This window comes from Nonomuraea sp. NPDC049646, assembly GCF_044465525.1.
Taxonomy (GTDB): domain Bacteria; phylum Actinomycetota; class Actinomycetes; order Streptosporangiales; family Streptosporangiaceae; genus Nonomuraea.
In genome coordinates, this window is record NZ_JBITLU010000002.1 from 274226 (window position 1) to 290662 (window position 16437).

General features: G+C 71.9%; 15 protein-coding genes. 5 read left to right on the top strand and 10 right to left on the bottom strand.

The annotated features are described in order from the left end of the window. Positions 1 to 594 carry a TetR/AcrR family transcriptional regulator gene (locus ACIBQ8_RS06075; RefSeq protein ID WP_397191630.1) on the bottom strand — a complete coding sequence of 198 codons (594 nt, stop codon included), beginning with the start codon at positions 592 to 594 and terminating at the stop codon, positions 1 to 3. Positions 595 to 715: 121 nt separating this feature from the next. On the opposite strand from ACIBQ8_RS06075, the gene ACIBQ8_RS06080 reads away from it, so the two are divergent. The 3 genes from ACIBQ8_RS06080 (at position 716) to ACIBQ8_RS06090 (ending at position 6131) form a co-directional block, all read left to right on the top strand. Beyond that, the gene (locus ACIBQ8_RS06080) at positions 716 to 1528 is read left to right on the top strand and encodes an SDR family NAD(P)-dependent oxidoreductase (RefSeq protein ID WP_397177795.1); all 813 of its coding nucleotides are present in this window, start codon (positions 716 to 718) and stop codon (positions 1526 to 1528) included. Between the two features lie 126 nt (positions 1529 to 1654). Beyond that, a complete protein-coding gene (locus ACIBQ8_RS06085; protein WP_397191292.1) occupies positions 1655 to 4747 on the top strand; it encodes a BTAD domain-containing putative transcriptional regulator in 3093 nt (1030 codons plus the stop codon). Positions 4748 to 5012: 265 nt separating this feature from the next. Next, on the top strand, positions 5013 to 6131 hold the full coding sequence (locus ACIBQ8_RS06090) for a serine hydrolase domain-containing protein (RefSeq protein ID WP_397191293.1): 1119 nt from the start codon (positions 5013 to 5015) through the stop codon (positions 6129 to 6131). A gap of 168 nt (positions 6132 to 6299) precedes the next feature. Here the strand turns inward: ACIBQ8_RS06090 and ACIBQ8_RS06095 are convergent, their stop codons facing one another. Genes ACIBQ8_RS06095 through ACIBQ8_RS06105 form a run of 3 tightly spaced genes read right to left on the bottom strand, consistent with a single transcriptional unit; the run spans position 6300 to position 8875 of the window. Continuing rightward, positions 6300 to 7181 carry an SDR family NAD(P)-dependent oxidoreductase gene (locus ACIBQ8_RS06095; RefSeq protein ID WP_397191294.1) on the bottom strand — a complete coding sequence of 294 codons (882 nt, stop codon included), beginning with the start codon at positions 7179 to 7181 and terminating at the stop codon, positions 6300 to 6302. Positions 7182 to 7219: 38 nt separating this feature from the next. Next, complete coding sequence (locus ACIBQ8_RS06100; RefSeq protein WP_397191295.1) at positions 7220 to 7618, bottom strand: nuclear transport factor 2 family protein; 399 nt, start codon at positions 7616 to 7618, stop codon at positions 7220 to 7222. Positions 7619 to 7675: 57 nt separating this feature from the next. Next, entirely contained in the window at positions 7676 to 8875 is a 1200-nt protein-coding gene (locus tag ACIBQ8_RS06105) for an MFS transporter (protein ID WP_397191296.1), read from the bottom strand. A 78-nt stretch (positions 8876 to 8953) separates the two neighbouring features. On the opposite strand from ACIBQ8_RS06105, the gene ACIBQ8_RS06110 reads away from it, so the two are divergent. Beyond that, positions 8954 to 9523, top strand: coding sequence for a TetR/AcrR family transcriptional regulator (locus tag ACIBQ8_RS06110; protein WP_397177802.1), 570 nt, complete (start codon positions 8954 to 8956; stop codon positions 9521 to 9523). A gap of 893 nt (positions 9524 to 10416) precedes the next feature. Here the strand turns inward: ACIBQ8_RS06110 and ACIBQ8_RS06115 are convergent. Continuing rightward, positions 10417 to 10632, bottom strand: a complete 216-nt coding sequence (locus ACIBQ8_RS06115; protein WP_397177803.1) for a hypothetical protein — start codon at positions 10630 to 10632, stop codon at positions 10417 to 10419. A 323-nt stretch (positions 10633 to 10955) separates the two neighbouring features. Then, the gene (locus ACIBQ8_RS06120; RefSeq protein WP_397191297.1) at positions 10956 to 12344 is read right to left on the bottom strand and encodes an MFS transporter; all 1389 of its coding nucleotides are present in this window, start codon (positions 12342 to 12344) and stop codon (positions 10956 to 10958) included. Between the two features lie 65 nt (positions 12345 to 12409). On the opposite strand from ACIBQ8_RS06120, the gene ACIBQ8_RS06125 reads away from it, so the two are divergent. Next, a complete protein-coding gene (locus tag ACIBQ8_RS06125; RefSeq protein WP_397191298.1) occupies positions 12410 to 13198 on the top strand; it encodes an ArsR/SmtB family transcription factor in 789 nt (262 codons plus the stop codon). Positions 13199 to 13657: 459 nt separating this feature from the next. Here ACIBQ8_RS06125 and ACIBQ8_RS06130 read toward each other — a convergent pair whose 3' ends face one another. From ACIBQ8_RS06130 to ACIBQ8_RS06145, 4 genes are all read right to left on the bottom strand, one after another. Next, a complete protein-coding gene (locus ACIBQ8_RS06130) occupies positions 13658 to 14500 on the bottom strand; it encodes a hypothetical protein (protein WP_397191299.1) in 843 nt (280 codons plus the stop codon). Positions 14501 to 14535: 35 nt separating this feature from the next. Beyond that, complete coding sequence (locus ACIBQ8_RS06135; RefSeq protein WP_397191300.1) at positions 14536 to 15081, bottom strand: hypothetical protein; 546 nt, start codon at positions 15079 to 15081, stop codon at positions 14536 to 14538. Between the two features lie 170 nt (positions 15082 to 15251). Continuing rightward, entirely contained in the window at positions 15252 to 15710 is a 459-nt protein-coding gene (locus ACIBQ8_RS06140; protein WP_397191301.1) for an SRPBCC domain-containing protein, read from the bottom strand. 61 nt (positions 15711 to 15771) lie between these two features. Beyond that, positions 15772 to 16422, bottom strand: a complete 651-nt coding sequence (locus ACIBQ8_RS06145; RefSeq protein ID WP_397191302.1) for an SRPBCC domain-containing protein — start codon at positions 16420 to 16422, stop codon at positions 15772 to 15774. Positions 16423 to 16437 lie beyond the last annotated feature (15 nt).

Consider the following 16437-nt stretch of genomic DNA (forward strand, 5'->3'; position numbering starts at 1 on the left):
TCAGGGACGCAGCGCCTTGAGCGCCAGGTCGACCAGCGCGTCGGCGTACTGAGGGGTGAGCGGGCCGGAGCGCAGGAGCCAGCGCTGGTAGAGGGGGGCGTAGAGCAGTTCGAGCGCGAGGTCGAGGTCGGCGTCGGGGGCGAGCTGGCCGGCCTGCTGGGCGCTGCGCAGGCGGGCCTTCTTGGCCTCGTCGACCGGGCCGGCCAGCTTCTCGCGGTATTGGGCGGCCAGCTCGGGGTCGGCGACGATCTCCAGGTTGAGCGCCCGGATCGGCGCCTCGAAGGCGGGGTCGGCGAACTCCGCCACGGTGGCCCGCATGACGGTCTTCAGGTCGGCCTCGATGTCGCCCGTGTCGGGCAGCGTCACGCCCTGGTCGCCCTCGCTCAGCGCGAGGAAGGAGTCGAAGACCACGGCCCCCTTGGACCGCCACCACCGGTAGATCGTCTGCTTGCCGACGCCGGCCCGCGCGGCGATCGCCTCGACGGAGACCTTGGCGTAACCCACCTCGGACACCAGTTCCCTGGCGGCCTGGAGGATCGCCTGCCGGGAGCGCTCGCTGCGGCGCGCGGGATCGGGCTGCTTCACGCCGCCCATCATAGCCCCTAAACGAGACGAGACGGTCCGTCTTGACAAGTTCCCGGTACCTGCTGGAACACTGATGGGCATGCGGCGAGACGGACCGTCTCGTCTTGAGGATTGAAGGAGGCGAGAGCGCATGCGCGTATGGTTCGTCACGGGTGCGTCCCGGGGGCTGGGCCGGGCGTTCACCGAAGCGGCCCTGGACAGGGGCGACCGGGTCGTGGCCGCCGCCCGCGACGTCGGCCCGCTGGCCGAGCCGGCGGCCCGGCACCCGGGCTCGCTCGTCCGGCTGCCGCTCGACGTCTCCGACCGCGCCGCGGTGCGGGAGGGCGTGGAGAAGGCGGTGGCCGCGTTCGGCAGGCTCGACGTCGTGGTCAACAACGCCGGCGGCATGCTCTTCGGCATGCTGGAGGAGGCCACGGAGGAGCAGATCAGGGCGCACTTCGACGTCAACCTGTTCGGCGCGATCTGGGTCACCCAGGCGGTGACGCCGTACCTGCGGGCCCAGGGGTCCGGGCACATCCTCCAGGTCACCTCGATGGGCGCGGGCGGCGGCATGGCCTCGGTCGGCCTGTACGCGGCGGGCAAGTCGGCGCTCGACTCGATCACCCAGGCGCTGGCCATGGAGCTCGCGCCGTTCGGCGTCAAGGTCACCAACCTGCAGATGGGCGGCTACGACACCGGCCTGTTCACGCTGGGCACCACGGCCACCGAGCCCGACCCCGTCTACGACGGGCTGCGGGCCGAGCTGGCCGCCATGTGGGGCGAGGACGCCGGCCCGCCGCCGAGCAACGCCGCGCCCGTCGTCATGGAGCTGGTGGACCTGCCCGAGCCGCCGCGCCGGCTGATCGTCGGCAGCCGCTCGTACGACCTCGTCCAGCAGATGGACGAGGCCCGCACCGCGGAGTACCGCGCCTGGGAGCACCTCAGCCGCAAGGCCGACGGCTGACCTCGGATGCCGGCCCCAGGGGGCGGACGGACGGGGATGGGCCGGGCGTTGTCCTGGTTCCGGCACAATTGCGGTGTGCGAGTCGGATTGCTTGGGCCCTTCGAGGTCCGTAACGCCCAAGGGGCCGTGGTCGAGGTTCCCGGTGTCCGGCTGCGCGCGCTGCTCGCCGCTCTCGCCCTGGAGCCCGGCCGGATCGTCACGCGCGCGCGGCTGATCGACTGGATCTGGGGGGAGCGGCCGCCCGCCGACGAGGTCAACGCCCTGCAGGCGCTGGTGTCCAGGCTGCGCAGGGTGCTGCCGGACGGCGTGATCGAGGCCGATTCCGGCGGCTACCGGCTGGCCGTGCCGCGCGAGGCGGTGGACGTGGCCCGCTTCGAGCACCTGATCGCCCAGGCCCGCGCCGCCGCGCCCGCCGCCCGCGCCGACCTGCTGCGCAGTGCCCTGGAGCTGTGGCGCGGCGCCCCCATGGCCGACATCGCGATGCGGGACAGCGACACCTTCGACGCCGTGGTCACCCGGCTCGGCGACCTCCACGTCGATGCGCTCGGCGAGCGCATCGACGCCGACCTGCGGCTCGGCCGGGGCGCGGAGCTGGTCACCGAGCTGACCGGGCTGGTGGCCGCGTACCCGCTGCGCGAGGGGTTCGTGGCGGCGCTGATGCGGGCGCTGGCCGAGGCGGGCCGCGGGAACGAGGCGCTGACCCTCTACCAGCGCACCCGCGAGCGGCTGGCCGACGAGCTGGGCGCCGACCCGTCGGCCGAGCTGTCGGAGCTGCACACCGCGCTGCTGCGCGGCGAGGTGGGGGAGCGGACCGACAACCGCAGGACCAACCTGCGCGCCGAGCTGACGAGCTTCGTCGGCCGGCACGACGACGTCTCCGCGGTCGCCGACCTGGCCACCAGGTACCGCCTGGTCACCCTGACGGGGGCGGGCGGCTCCGGCAAGACCCGGCTGGCCACCGAGACCGCCCGGACGATGCTGCCCGAGCTGCCCGACGGCGCCTGGCTGGTCGAGCTGGCCGCGGTCCGGGCCGGCGGCGAGCTGGCGCAGGCCGCCCTGACCACGATCGGCCTGCGCGACCAGGGCATGCTGGGCGGCGGGCGCGGCGGCGACCCCATGGACCGGCTCATCACCGCCATCCGCGACCGCTCGATCCTGCTCATCCTGGACAACTGCGAGCACGTCATCGAGGCCGCCGCGGCGTTCGCGGACCGGCTGCTGGGCGAGTGCCGCGGCCTGCGCGTCCTGGCCACGAGCCGCGAGCCGCTCGGCATCACCGGCGAGGTGCTGTGGCAGGTCGAGCCGCTCACGCTGCCCGCCGAGGGCTCCTCGCCGGCCGAGAGCGGGTCCTCGCCCGCGGTGCGGCTGCTGCGCGACCGCGCGGACCTGGTGCGCAAGGACATCGGCTCCGACGCCCCCACCCTCGCGGCCATGGCGCGGATCTGCCGGGCGCTGGACGGCAACCCGCTGGCGATCGAGCTGGCCGCGGCCCGGTTGCGCACGATGTCGGTCGACCAGCTCGCCCGCCGTCTCGACGACCGCTTCCGCCTGCTGACCAGCGGCAGCCGTACGGCGCTCGCCCGGCACCGGACGCTGCGCGCGGTCGTCGACTGGAGCTGGGACCTGCTGAGCGAGGCCGAGCGCGGCGTGCTGCGCCGGTTGTCGGTGTTCTCCGGCGGGGCGAGCCTGGAGGCGGCCGAACGCGTGTGCGGCGACGAGACGTCCGACGGTGAGCTGGTCTTCGACGTGCTGACCGCGCTGACCGAGAAGTCGCTGCTGCTGGCCGACGACGAGGGCGCCCCGCGCTACCGCATGCTCAACACCATCAGGGAGTACGCGGCCCAGCGGCTGGCCGAGGCCGGGGAGTCCGAGGCGGCGCGGCGGGCGCACCTGGCCCACTTCACCGAGCTGGCCGAGACCGCCGACCCGCACCTGCGCCGGGCCGAGCAGCTGGAGTGGCTGGCCGTGCTCGACGCCGAGCACGACAACATCATCACGGCCCTGCGCGGGGCGATCGCCGAGGGATGGGCGTACGAGGCGATGCGGCTGGCCGGGGCGGCCGGCTACTACTGGTTCCTCAGCGGCCACCGGGCCGAGGGCGCCGAGCTGAGCATCGCCGCGTCCGGGCTGGAGGGCGAGGTGCCCGACGAGGTGCGGGCGATGGCGTACCTCATGGTGACGATGTTCGTGACGTCCGGCGTGGGCGGCGACCAGTTCCAGGCGCGGGAGTGGATCCAGGAGGCCCACCGGCTGGCCCTGCGCAGCGGGTCCCGCAAGCCGCTGCTCGGGTTCGCCGCGCTGCTGGAGCGCACGCTGCAGGGCCCGGCGGCGTTCCTGCCCGCGTTCGAGCCGCTGATCGCCGACGCCGACCCCTGGGTGCGGGCGCAGGGCAGGCTGACCCGCGGCCGGTTCCGGCTCACGCTCGGCGCCGACGAGACCGACGTCGACCTCGACGCCGAGACCGCGCTCGCCGAGTTCCGCGCGCTGGGCGACCGCATGGGCATCTCCCTGGCGCTGACCTTCCTGGCGGATCGGCTCGCCATGCGCGGCGAGTTCGCCCGTGCCTGCGAGTACTACGCGGAGGGCGCCGTGGCGCTGACCGAGGTGGGCGCGACCGAGGACGTCGTGGGCGTGTGGGCCCGGCAGGCCCAGCTCCACTGGCTGCTCGGCGACGAGCGGGCCAGCGCCGCGGCCATGGCCGAGGCGCAGCGGCACGCCGACGGGATCGTCTGGCCGGACTCCCTGGCCGAGCTGGCGCTCGGGCAGGCGAAGCTGGCGCGCTGGCGCGGCGAGGCGGACCGGACGCGCGAGCACCTGGCCACTGTTCAGGCGGTGCTGGCCAACGACGAGATCGTAGGCTCGGTCCGCTCCACGATCATGGACCTGTACGGCTACCTCGCCGACGACGTCGAGCAGTCCCGGGCCTACCGGCGCAGGGCGTTCGACGCGGCCGTGGAGAACATGTTCCCGCCGACCATCGCCGAGGCCCTGGTCGGGATCGCCGACGTCGCGCTGCGCGAGGGCCAGGACGAGCAGGCCGTACGGCTGATCGCGGCCAGCGAGGCGGTGCGCGGCACGCCGGACCGCTCGCTGCCGGACGCCGCCCGCATCGCCGACCAGGCGCGCGAGCGCCTCGGCGAGGCCGCGTTCGCCGCGGCGGACCTCGACGGCCGCCGCCGCGACTTCCGCGAGCTGGCCGAGCTCACCCTCGCCCGCTGAACGCCGGCGCGCCCGCGAACCGGGCGACGCCACCCTCATCCCACCGACCGGCACGAGCCCTGCCGGTTTGACGCGTGTACTTGCACCTGTAAGACCGAACTAGCAGGTGCAATACAGACGCTCTCCAAGGACGACATGCCGACCAGCGAAGAGTTGCTCCGCCTGCTCGGCGCGGTCGGGCATCCCCTCAGGTTGCAGATCCTCGCCGAGCTCTCCGGCGGCCGGATTCACGTCAGCGAGCTGGCCCGCCGGATCAAGGTGTCGCGTGCGCTGCTCTACATGCATCGCCGTCGTGGCGGGCGGCCGCCAGGTCTTCGCCCAGGGGTACGGCGTCGCCGACGTGGAGACCGGCCGTCCCGTGGACGCCGAGCGGACCGTCTTCGCCCTCGCCTCGGTGGCCAAGCTGATCACCGCCACCGCGGTGATGCAGCTCGTCGAACGGGGCCAGATCGACCTGAACGCCGACGTCAACCGGTACCTGACGACGTTCAAGATCGACGACGCCTACCCGGGCCGGCCGGTCACCATGGCGAACCTGCTGACCCACACCGCCGGGTTCGCCGGCGGGGACTTCGGCACCGGCGCGGCCACCGCCCGCGACGTGCACCCGCTCGGCGACCACCTGGCCGGCCACCAGCCGCCCCGGATCCGGCCGCCCGGCGTCCGGGCCGTCCACTCCAACTACGGGATGGGCCTGGCCGGCTACCTGGTCGAGGTGCGCTCGGGCATGCCCTTCCACCAGTACGTGCAGGAGAACATCTTCCGCCCGCCCGGCATGACGCGCTCCACCATGGCCCAGACCGAGCCCGGCCCGATCGCCCAGGCGCTGGCCCCCGGCTACCGCCTCCAGGACGGCCGCCAGGTCCGGGCCGAAGGCGCGAAGTACGGGCACATGCCGCCGCACGGAGCCGGCTTCCGCTCCACCGCCACCGACATGGCCGCGTTCATGCTGGCCCAGCTGACCGGCGGCGGGGCGATCCTCAGGCCGGACAGCGTCCGGCTCATGCAGAGCCGCCACTTCGGCGACGCCGAGGGCACGGCCGGCATGGGCTACGGCTTCCAGGAGTTCACCAGGAACGGCCGGCGCCTGCTGGTGCACCAGGGCAACATCCCCGGCTACTTCGCGATCATGGCGCTGATCCCCGACCGGCGCATCGGCGTCTACGCCTCCTACAACGGCCTCGGCAAGGGCGGCCCCGACGCCGCCTGGTCGCTGGTCAACGCCTTCGCCGACCGGTTCGCCCCGGCCCCCGTCCCCGCGGACGGCCCGCCGGGGGCGCTGCCCGACGTCGCCCGCTACACCGGCACCTACCCAAACGCGCAGGTGCCGGGTCGCCCTGGGCGGGGATGTCCGGCGCCGCGCTGTTCGCCGATGACTTGCTGATCGGCGTGGTGGTGGCCGACCACCAGGGGTACGGCGGGGCCAGGCTGCTCGCCACGCGGGCCGAGGCCCTGTTCGACGAGCCTGGGTTCCTCGACGCGATCGCGATGCCGGCGGGCTGGCAGGGATGCTGCCGGGGGAGTGTGGCACCGGCAGCAACGAGGTTGCGGGTCAGGCGGCTGGGAGAGGTGCAGCGGGGAAGGGCACACCGGTGAGTCGTTGGCTGATTCTCAGCAGGCGGGCGCGGGCGTCGGGGTCGTATGCCTGGTGGTGAGCGCGGGCGGGGCGGGAGCGGTTGAAGTAGGTGCCGGTGACGTTGTTCAGGGCGGGGTCGGTGATCAGGCGGGCGGTGTGGGTGACGCCTTCGTCCAGGGTGCTCTGCACGGCGAACAGGTGGGTGACGATCTTTGTGGGCATGTAGGAGGCGGGGTGCAGGGCGTTGACGGTGACGCCGTGGTCGCCCAGGAGTTCGGCGTGGTCGAGGGTGAGCATGATCTGGGCGAGCTTGGCCTGGCAGTAGGCCTGGACCCCGTCCCAGTGGTGTTCCAGCAGCACGTCGTCGAAGTCCAGGGACGCTTGTCCGGCGGAGGCGACGTTGACGATCCGCGCCGGGCCGGCGCCGGCAGCAGTTGAGCGGGCGGCGGTGCGGACCAGGAGCGGGGTGAGCAGGCAGCTGAGCATGTAGGTGGCCAGGTAGTCGACCTGGAAGGTCAGCTCCAGGCCGTCGGCGCTGCGTTGGGGGGCGGTCTCCACGCCGATGCCGGCGTTGTTGACCAGCACGTCCAGGCGGTCGCGGCTTGTCAGCCGGTCGGCCAGGGCCTGGATCTGGTCCAGGTGGGCGAAGTCGGCATGCTCGAAGGTGAGCCGGTCGTTGCCGGTCTGGTCGCGTAGGTCGGTCAGCAGTTGCCGGCCCTTGGCCGGGTTGCGGCCGTGCAGGATCAGCGTGGCGCCCTGGGCGGCCAGGCGGTGGGCCACAGCGCGGCCCAGGCCGTCGGTTGCGCCGGTGATCAGGATGGTCCGGTCGTACAGTGGGCGGCTGGTGGGAGGAGTCACGGGAGTTGGCCTCGGCGTTCGGTCTGGTGCTGGTCGGGTCAGACGATGGGGTGGCCGCTGACGGTGGTGACGGGGACGTCCTCGCGCAGGTCCCAGTGTTCGGCGATCAGGCCGTCGGCGATGCGGAAGATGTCCACCACCGCGATGCCGGAGTGGCCGGGCTGGGCGGTGAACAGGCTGTGGGCGAACACCAGATCGCCGTCGACGGCCATGCGGTGGATCTCGAAGCGGGCGTCGGGGAGCTGGGCGCGCATCCCGTCGATGAACTCGGTCAGCGCCTGGCGGCCGTCGGGCAGGTTGGGGTTGTGCTGGATCAGGTCGGCGGCAAGGAACCGGTCGGCCAGCTGGGTGCGGCCCTGGTTCCAGATCTGCTCGAAGTAGTCGCGCACGAGCTGGGCGGCGGGCTGGGACGCCGGCTGAATTGGAGCCTGGGACATGGAATTCTCCTGTGAGATTGAGGCGACGAACAAATGGGAGGGTGGGATAAGAGCAGGTCAGTGGTGAGCCGGAGCGGACGCGGAGACCGGGGTTGCCGGGCGGGCCGGGCGCGGACGGGTGGAGGCGGCGTGGGTGGCGGCGGCCGCGGCCAGCGGCAGTAGCGCCAGAACCGGGAGCCAGTGGCCGCCGAGGGCGGGCAGCAGATTGGCGCCCAGCAGGCTGCCCAGGCTCATGCCCAGGTACAGCGCCGAGGCGTTGAGAGCCAGCAGGACCCCACGCTGGTCGGGCAGCAGCTCCACCAGCCGGGCCTGTTGCGGGGCCATGAACAAGGTGTTGAAGATGGCCCAGAAGGCGAACACCGCGACCCCGGCCGCCGGTACGGCCGGTGCACCGGCCAGGGCCAGGAAGGCCAGGGTCAGCCCGGCCAGCGCGACAGCGATGGTGCGGCCGCCGCCCAGGCGGGCGTAGATCCGGGAACCGGCGGCGTTGCCGACCATGCCCAGCGTGCCGAACACCAGCAGCGTCAGCGACACCAGCCCAGGGCCCGCACCGAACCGGACGCCCAGGTAGGCGCCGGCGACGCCGTACACAGCGAATTGGGCGGTCAGCACCAGCAGTGTGGTGGCGATCATCGGTGTGGCGCCCCGGGTTCCCAGCGCGGCGGCGAAGGCGCGGGCGGTGGGGGCCGGGCCCGGTGCCACCGGTGGCAGCAGCACCGCCAGCAGTGCGCCCGCCACCAGGGTCAGGGCGACCACGGCGGCCATGGTGGCGCGCCAGCCGATCGCGGCGCCCGCGGTCGAGGCCAGCGGCACCCCCAGGACGGTGGCGGCGGTCATCCCACCGAACACCACCGCCAGCGCGCGGGGCCGCTGCTCGGCGGGAACGATCATCGAGCCGGTGGCCGAGGCGGCCGGTCCGAAGATCGCCGCGCCCAGCCCGGTGGCCACTCGCGCCGCGGCCAGAGCGGTGAAGTCGGGCGCCATCGCGGCGGCGGCACCTCCTAGCGTCATCAGCGTCAGGCCCACCAGCAGCACGGTGCGGCGGTCCAGGCGGCCCAGCGCGATCGCGGCGATGGGCGCGGCCAGGGCGAACACCAGCGCGAAAACGGTGACCAGAGTGCCGACGCTGGGGGCGGGCACCGTCAGGTCGGCAGCGATCGGGCTGCTGAGGCCGACGACCGCCAGGGAGGCGGTCCCCAGCGCGAAGTAGCCCAATGCCAGCGTCAGCAGTGCGGGGGTGGAGGAGCGGGGGCGCATATCCCCTTCTTTCAATACGGGTCGTTGCGTATTAGATTCAAATACGGAACGGTGCGTATGTCAAGTAGAGTGCAGGGCATGACCGGACGACCCCGTGACCCCGCTGTCGACGACGCGATCCGCCAGGCCGCGCTCGCCCTGATCACCGAGCAGGGCTACCGAGGGATGAGCATGGAAGCCATCGCCGCCCGCAGCGGGGTGTCCAAACAGGCGGTCTACCGTCGTTACCCGGGCAAGGGTGAGGTGATCTTGGACGTGCTGGCGGTCTACGCCCGTACCCGACTGCCCACCCCCGACACCGGCGATCTGCGCGAGGACCTGCTGGCCCTGCTGGAGGCCACCTTCGCCGGACAGCGAGGGGTGGCCGGCGCACTCAACCAGGCCCTGGCAGCCGAGGTGTTGCAGGATCCCGCCTTCGCCCAGCGCGTGAGCAGCGAGCTGATCGCGGCTCGCCGTCAGGCGGTCCGCCAGATCCTCACTCGTGCACGCGAACGCGGGCAGCTCACCCACCCTGATGACGATCTGCTCATCGATCTGGTCTTCGGGCCGATGTGGTACGCGCTACTGTTCCACCCCGGCAAGCTCACCGACGCCTACGCCGCCGCCCTCACCGATGCCGTGATCGCTGTGAGCGTCCACGCCGGGTGACACGACCCTGCCCACCCGAGGGGTCCCCGGCAGTGGCCGCCGTGCAGTTGGTGCTCGACGACGGTATCCCTCCTGCAGGCCGAACGATCAGCTGGCTTCGGGCTCGGTGAGTGTGCTCCGCGAATGCGCCTGCACGTCAGCCGCTCCCGGCCCCGCCGCCCCTTCCACGCGCGCACCGCGCTCATCGATCGGCATCCAGGTCAACGGCGGCAGCATGACCGTCCACGAGGCCCCACCGAACTGATCACCACAGAGCCACGCCGCTGGGCCGGGCTGGACGGTGTAGCAGCGTGGACAGATGACCACCGTGGTGCTGCCCGGGACCTTCCAGCGATACCGGCACAGACGCGCGTCGGCAGCGGGTGACGGTGTCGTCCGGCATCAGTTCGCCCACCGCGAGTGGGCTGGCCGCGGTCACAGGAGGGACTGGTCCATGCCGGCGGCGTCTGATCCCCGTCGGCCACGCGGCCGTCGACGGTGGTGAACCGCACCGAGAATCGGGAGATCTGGGCAGGTCTTGCGTCGGCTGCCATGATCAGGCCCCATGGACATTGACGGCTTCTGGGTCGCGGGCGGCCGTCGTGAAAAGCAGCCCTGATCAGTGCGACTTCCAGGGGCCCCGCTGAGCTCTCTATGCGCTCACTGTAGCGGTGCAGCGGCCCTGCCAGGCCGGCCTCCGCGCGTCGTCCAAACCTCTGCCTCTGATCGTCTTGCGCATCCGCAGGACGACCGCGGCCGCCGCCAGATATCGTCCAGAGGGCGTCGCATGGCACCTTTTGGATGGGGAATGAGGCTGGCGGGCTCGCTTGAGCATGCCCGCCGCAGCCCCTCACCTGCGGTGTCTTCCGGCACCTGGGGCGAACACGACGGCGGCTCGCTGACGCCTGCACACGTCACGCGCCGTGCCGCCTGGCATGCCCGGTGACGGTGGTGTGGTGGGGCTCTGGACGTGCAGGGATGTACGGCATACGGTCGTCCACCATGAGCGACTCATCGCAACCGAATGAGCACTCAGGGTCGATCGTGAAGCGGTCGTCCAGTTGCCGGTAGTGCACCCAGGCCACCGGCACGGGGCTGTGCAGGTCGCCGTCCCATGCCTGCTCACGCACGCGGCCGGAGCGTATCTGCATCTCATAGCGGTAGAAGGGGGTCCACCTCGTTCAGCGCGGTGGCCAGGCTGCGTTGGCGCGCGATGGCGGCGTTCAGCAGGTCCTCGGCCGGGACACCCGCGGGCACCTCGCGACCGCCCTGCCGCGCCTCGGCCATCAGCCGCGCCAGGCGCTGGCCGCCGTCACCGAAAAAGTAAGTCCAGCGGTTGAGTACTCGTGCAGGCCGCCGCCGAGCCCTTGGTGCCGGGTACAGGACGGCTCCGGTCGGATGAGGAGCGGTAGCCGGCGTAGGACCTCGCGAGGGACCTCGCGAGGCAGCGAAGTCAGGACCGTGACGAGAGTGGCCGGGTTCTCGGGGGCCGGGGGAGCAGGACGGTCAGCGCCGCGCCGACGAGGAAACCGAGGCCGCCGATCACCGCGTGGACGTGCAGGCCGGACACCAGGCCGCCGTGGGCGATGAACGTACCGGCCAGGGCCACGCCGATCGCGCTGCCCGTCTGGCGGGCGGCGTTCAGCACGGCGGACGCCGCCCCGCTGAGCGCCGCCGGCGCGGCCTCCATGACCGCCGAGGTGGCGGCGGGCATCGTCAGGCCGGTCCCGAACCCGGCCAGCATCAGCGGCGCGACCAGCGCCCAGTAGCCGGTCCCCGTCCCGGCCACCAGCCAGCCCAGCAGCCCGGCCCCGCCGATGACCAGCCCGTACGCCATCGGCACCCACGCCCCTGAGCGTGCCGCGAGCCGCCCTCCGAGCGGCGAGGAGAACATCGGCATCATCGCCATCGGCAGCATGGCCAGCCCCGTCGGCAGCGCGCCGAGCCCGTGAATCCGCTGGAAGTACAGCGGCACGGCGAACAGCAGCCCGTAGAACCCCAGGTTGAGCAGCACTCCGACGACCACGGGGCCGGAGAAGCGGCGCTCGCGGAGCAGTGCCGGCGGCACCATGGGAGCCCGTGAGCGGCGCTCCAGCAGCACGAAGGCGAGCAACGCCAGCGCGGACACCCCCAGACCGCCCAGCACCGGAAGCGAGACCCAGCCGTGCTCACCGGACTCGATCAACGCCCAGGTCAGCCCGCCGAGGCCGAGCGCCCCCATCGTCCGCGCCCCGACGTCCAGCCCGGCACGCCGATCGGCCGCCGCAGGCGCGGAGACGTACCGTCTGGTCAGAACCAGCCCGAGCACGCCGAACGGCACGTTCACGAAGAACACCGAACGCCACCCCGCCACCGACACCAGGAACCCGCCGAGAACCGGCCCCGCCCCGGCGGCCACCCCGGCGACCATGCCCCACGCGCCGAACGCGCGCGCCCGTGCACCGCTGTCGGGATAGGCGTGCCGCAACAACGAGAGCGACGCCGGGACCATCAGCGCCGCACCCACGCCCTGCGCCAGCCGGAAGGCGACCAGCACGCCCGCCGACGGCGCGAACCCGCACCCGGCCGACGCGACCGTGAACGTCCCGAGACCGGCCAGGAACACCCGTCTCCCGCCGAGCCGGTCGCCGAGCCCGCCGCCCGTCAGCAGCAGACCGGCGAACGTGAGTGTGTAGCCGTCCACGATCCACTGCAGAACCGGCAGTCCGGCACGCAGGTCGTCGCCGATCGGCGGGATCGCCACGGTGACCACCGTGACGTCCAGGACGACCAGGAAGTAGCCCAGGCAGAGGGCCAGCAGGGGCGCCGTACCCGGCGAACGGTGAAGTGCGGTGACAGCCATGCCACCTAGCCTGGTACGGGATCACTACGGCGTTCGCCGAAGCGTCCCCGTCCTAGGCTGGGTGCATGTGGAAGACTGCGACGGAAGCGGACATCGCCGAGGTCGCGGCGGCCATCGGCGACCCCTCACGGGCGAAGGTGCTGCGCGCGCTCGCGGACGGCGGCGTCCTGCCCGCCGGCGCGCTGGCCGCCGAGGCCGGCGTGAGCCCGTCCACGATCAGCGGCCACCTGGCCAGGCTCCGCGAGGCGAAACTCCTCACCGTCGAGCACGACGGCCGCCACCGCTACTACCGTCTGGCCAGCACCGACGTGGCCCGGGTGCTGGAGGAGCTGGCCAGGATCGCCCGCCCGCTGCCGGTCCGGTCCCTGAACGACAGCGTGCGCGCGCAGGCGCTGCTGCGGGCCCGGCTGTGCTACGACCACCTGGCCGGACGGCTCGGCGTGGTACTGCTCGCCGCGCTGGTGGAGGGCGGGGTCCTGACCAGCGCCGCGGGCAGCTACCGGATCACCTCGGCGGGGGCCGGCGTGCTGGCCAGGTTCGGCATCGAGGTCGAGGGGTTCTCCCGGCGGCGGCCCGCGATCCGCTACTGCGTCGACTGGGGCGAGGGCCGTCACCACCTGGCGGGCGCGCTGGGCGCCGCCCTGGCCCAGCGGCTGTTCGCGCTGGAGTGGTTGCGCAGGGGACGCGCCCGACGGGTGGTGCATCTCACGGACAAGGGCCGCATCGGTCTCCATGACACCTTCGGCGTCTCCCTCGACTGGGACCGAACACCCGCCTCGGCAAACGGTGAAGTCAACGGGCGAAGGCAGCACTTGCCCGACGCGGTGCTGCCGAAAGCTCACGAACCGGAGTGACGGGCTGTGGCGGCTTGACCGGCTGCGACCTGCTCGAAGAGGGGGTCGGGATCACGCTCTGTGACGTGGCCGTCAGAGGCGGGAGAGCGCCGAGGCGACGCACCCGGCAGCTGAGGGCGCGAAGGCGTGCCCGCGCCACTCGACAGAGGCAGCGAGGTGGCCACGGCGATCACCACAGGAAGCAGGCGGTGTGACAGCCGCCGTGGCACGCAGCGAAGGGACATGTCTCCCCAGGGGGGCAACAGAACAGGGGGCAACGCATCGACGAGACAGCGGACGGGCAACGGCGAGTCGCCAGAGCTTGCGCTTTGTGCGATGCCGGAGGGAGGCCTGCATGCGCCGGCAAAGCCGCATCTCCGGAGTGCTGGAGCTTACGACGATGGGCAACGCCGACGGCGTGGCGCCGGCCTTGCGGGCATGGCGGACAATGCTGGTCCTCGAGGAAGATGCCTTGTTGGGTCACCAGCCGGCGGCGAAGAAGTCGATGCTGGTGTCCTTCCAAGTCAGCGCGTACAACAGAACGGCGTCGACGGCCATGATCAGTAGCGCCGTCAACACCGCCGGGCCCACGTCGGGCGGCGCGGAGGCCAGCAGCTCTTGCTGTGGGATCGAGGCCCGCCACAGGCCGATCATCGTGACCATCCCGCCTGCCAGGGCAACGGCGAACACGATGATCGCATAGGCGCGGGCCCACAACCTGCCCTTGAGCAACCCTCTGACCAGCGCCACCGCCATGGCGGCGATCGCCAACGGCGGTAGTACTGATCCGCCGGCGTTCACCACCAGGTCCAGCGTGGCGATGACTCCCACCAGAGCGGCCGAACCCAGGAGGACGGCCGCCAGGACAACGCCACCCGGCGCCCGCCCCCGGGCCTGTGCGGCGGCACGGGCCTCAGCCCTGCTGATGCCCCGCCCCCGCAGGTAGGCATCGGCCTCCGGGCCGTAGGGCAGTCTGGCCACCACGACGGCCGCGGCGGCGTTGACCAGGACGGACAGCCAGACCGGCGCCGGGACCGAGGAGAGCCCCATCACACCGATCGCCAAGATGACCAGGAACGCCGCCAGCAGCCAGGCGGCGATGGCCAGCACCGGCCTGGCCTGACGCACGCCCCAATGCACGGCCACTGCCGCGGCGAGCATCGGCAGCGCCAACAGCAGCACCACGGGCCGTGTGCCGTCCCAGTCGTCGGCCGCCAGCACTCTCAGATCGATCAGGTGATCCACGATCGACAGCTCCGCGAGCAGGCCGCCAGCCAGCAGGTAGGCCAGGAAGGCGCACGCGTGCACGGTTTCGGGTACCACGCACCGCCTGTCCTTGGCCACCGGAGCGGTAGCCATCATGCCGGGCATTCCTGCTTGACGCTCCACGCGGCGGATCTGCCCCAGCCGATCTTCACCGGATGACGCTGTCCGTTGTCGTCGCCGAACCAGATGCGAGTCACGCCTGCCCGCCTGGCGACGACGCGCCACGACCAGACGGGGCCCTCGTCGAGAGTGACGACGTCAGAGCCTCGCGGTGGCCGCGCGTTGCCGTACTCGAAGTGGAAGTTGATCTGGCCGGTGGCGAGGTTGCCTTTGGGCACGTAGAAGGAGTAGGTGCACGTCTCGTTGTGGAAGTAGGGCTGGTAACCCACCTCCAGGCAGCGGTGCGAGCCGTTGGCGTAGGTCCAGTTCACAGACGTGCCGTTGTCGTCGACGCCGACGTTGTACTGGGCGTCCTTGCCGCCCGCACAACCCTGGGCGGCGTTGCCGAAGTCGAGCACCATCACCTTCGGCGGCAGGAAGGATACTCGCGGCCAGGCGGCCTGGGCGGGTGCAGCGGCGATGGACGTCAGGAGCAGCACGGGGACGGTGAGCACCAGGGGACGCGGCAAGGTGATCATGGATTTCTCCAGCGGTGGTGTCCGGAACGTGTGTCAGTGATGGCGGAGGATGCACGGTCTTGTCGCCTTGCCGCGCTCGTGCGAGGCATCGCCGCGGCGGCGGAACAGGGGCGAGACGAAATGTGCGACGGTCGGACGAGAGGTCCTGCGCGGACTGGACGCAAGACAGTTCAGGAAGTGATGGCGGCGGCCAGCTCGAAGGTGAGGCCGAGCGGTTGGCCGGTTTCGATGAGGGTTTTGAGGTTGGCCAATCCCATCGGCCATGCCCGTGCGGTGAGGCCGGCCGTCACGCTCGCGGGATCGAGCTGGTCGTGAACCACTCGCAGGTGCGTCAGACGAGCCAGTTCGGTGAAGGTGTAGGTGACGCGGGAGGCCGGCTCGGCGCGTGCGGCCGGATCCCACAGCTCCTGCCAGGTGCGCACCAGCCGATGGGGCGCCCTCGCCTCCAGCACGATGCCGTCAACCATGACGGGGCCGTCGCCGATACGGCTGGGCAGGCGCGAGCCGACCCTCCAGTCCGAGTCGATGGTGGCGCCGAAGTTGACGTGCGGACTGAGGCCGGAATCGGTGAAGGTGTTCCACACCTGCCGAGGTGTGGCGCGGATGTAGCTGTCGAAGGTGTAGGTCACGGGAACTCCGCAGACAAGAAGGCGGGCAGGGAGGCGGGGCAGGGGGCGTCCAGGTGGGATGTCAGGGCGCGGCGGTCAGCGGCCGGCCGGTCTCCACCACGGTCTTCAGAGCGCTCAAGATCCACATCCACCCCTCGCCCGCCACGGCGCAGGCCGTGCGGGGCGCGTCATCCAGCCGGTCGTGGACGAGGGTGAGCAGGCAGGATCCGCCTTCTCGCTCCTGGATCGACCAGCTGACGCGACTGGCCTTCTCCTGCGCGACGTCCGCGTTCCACAGAGCGCGCCAGCTGGTCACCAGCGTCTGCGGGGGATCCCACTTCTCGATGAGGCCATCGCTCAAGGACTCGCCGTCAGGGCCCAGGACGCGAAACGGTGTTCCCGGTTCTCCCGTCGTCCGCACCTGACCGAGATGGTGCCTGCTCACCTCCGGAAGGGTGATGGCCTGCCACAGGTCAGCGGCGCTCGACCTGACGAAGATCTGGTACGTCTGTGGCGCTGGACGGTCATCAGGCATGGGGTCAGACATTCGGTTTCCCTTTCTGGCATCGCCGCCGTCATGCGAGGTCGGCCGGCCGTTCCCCGCATGCTGGTCCGGACGCTTCCTGCTGCCGATACGTTCCGCCCTTGACCGGTGCCGAACCTGGCCCGGTCGCCGGAACGATCCGGTTCCCCGCAGGCACGGCGCCGTCCCTTCGGTGCGGTTGGGCTTCATGGATGCCAGTGTGGG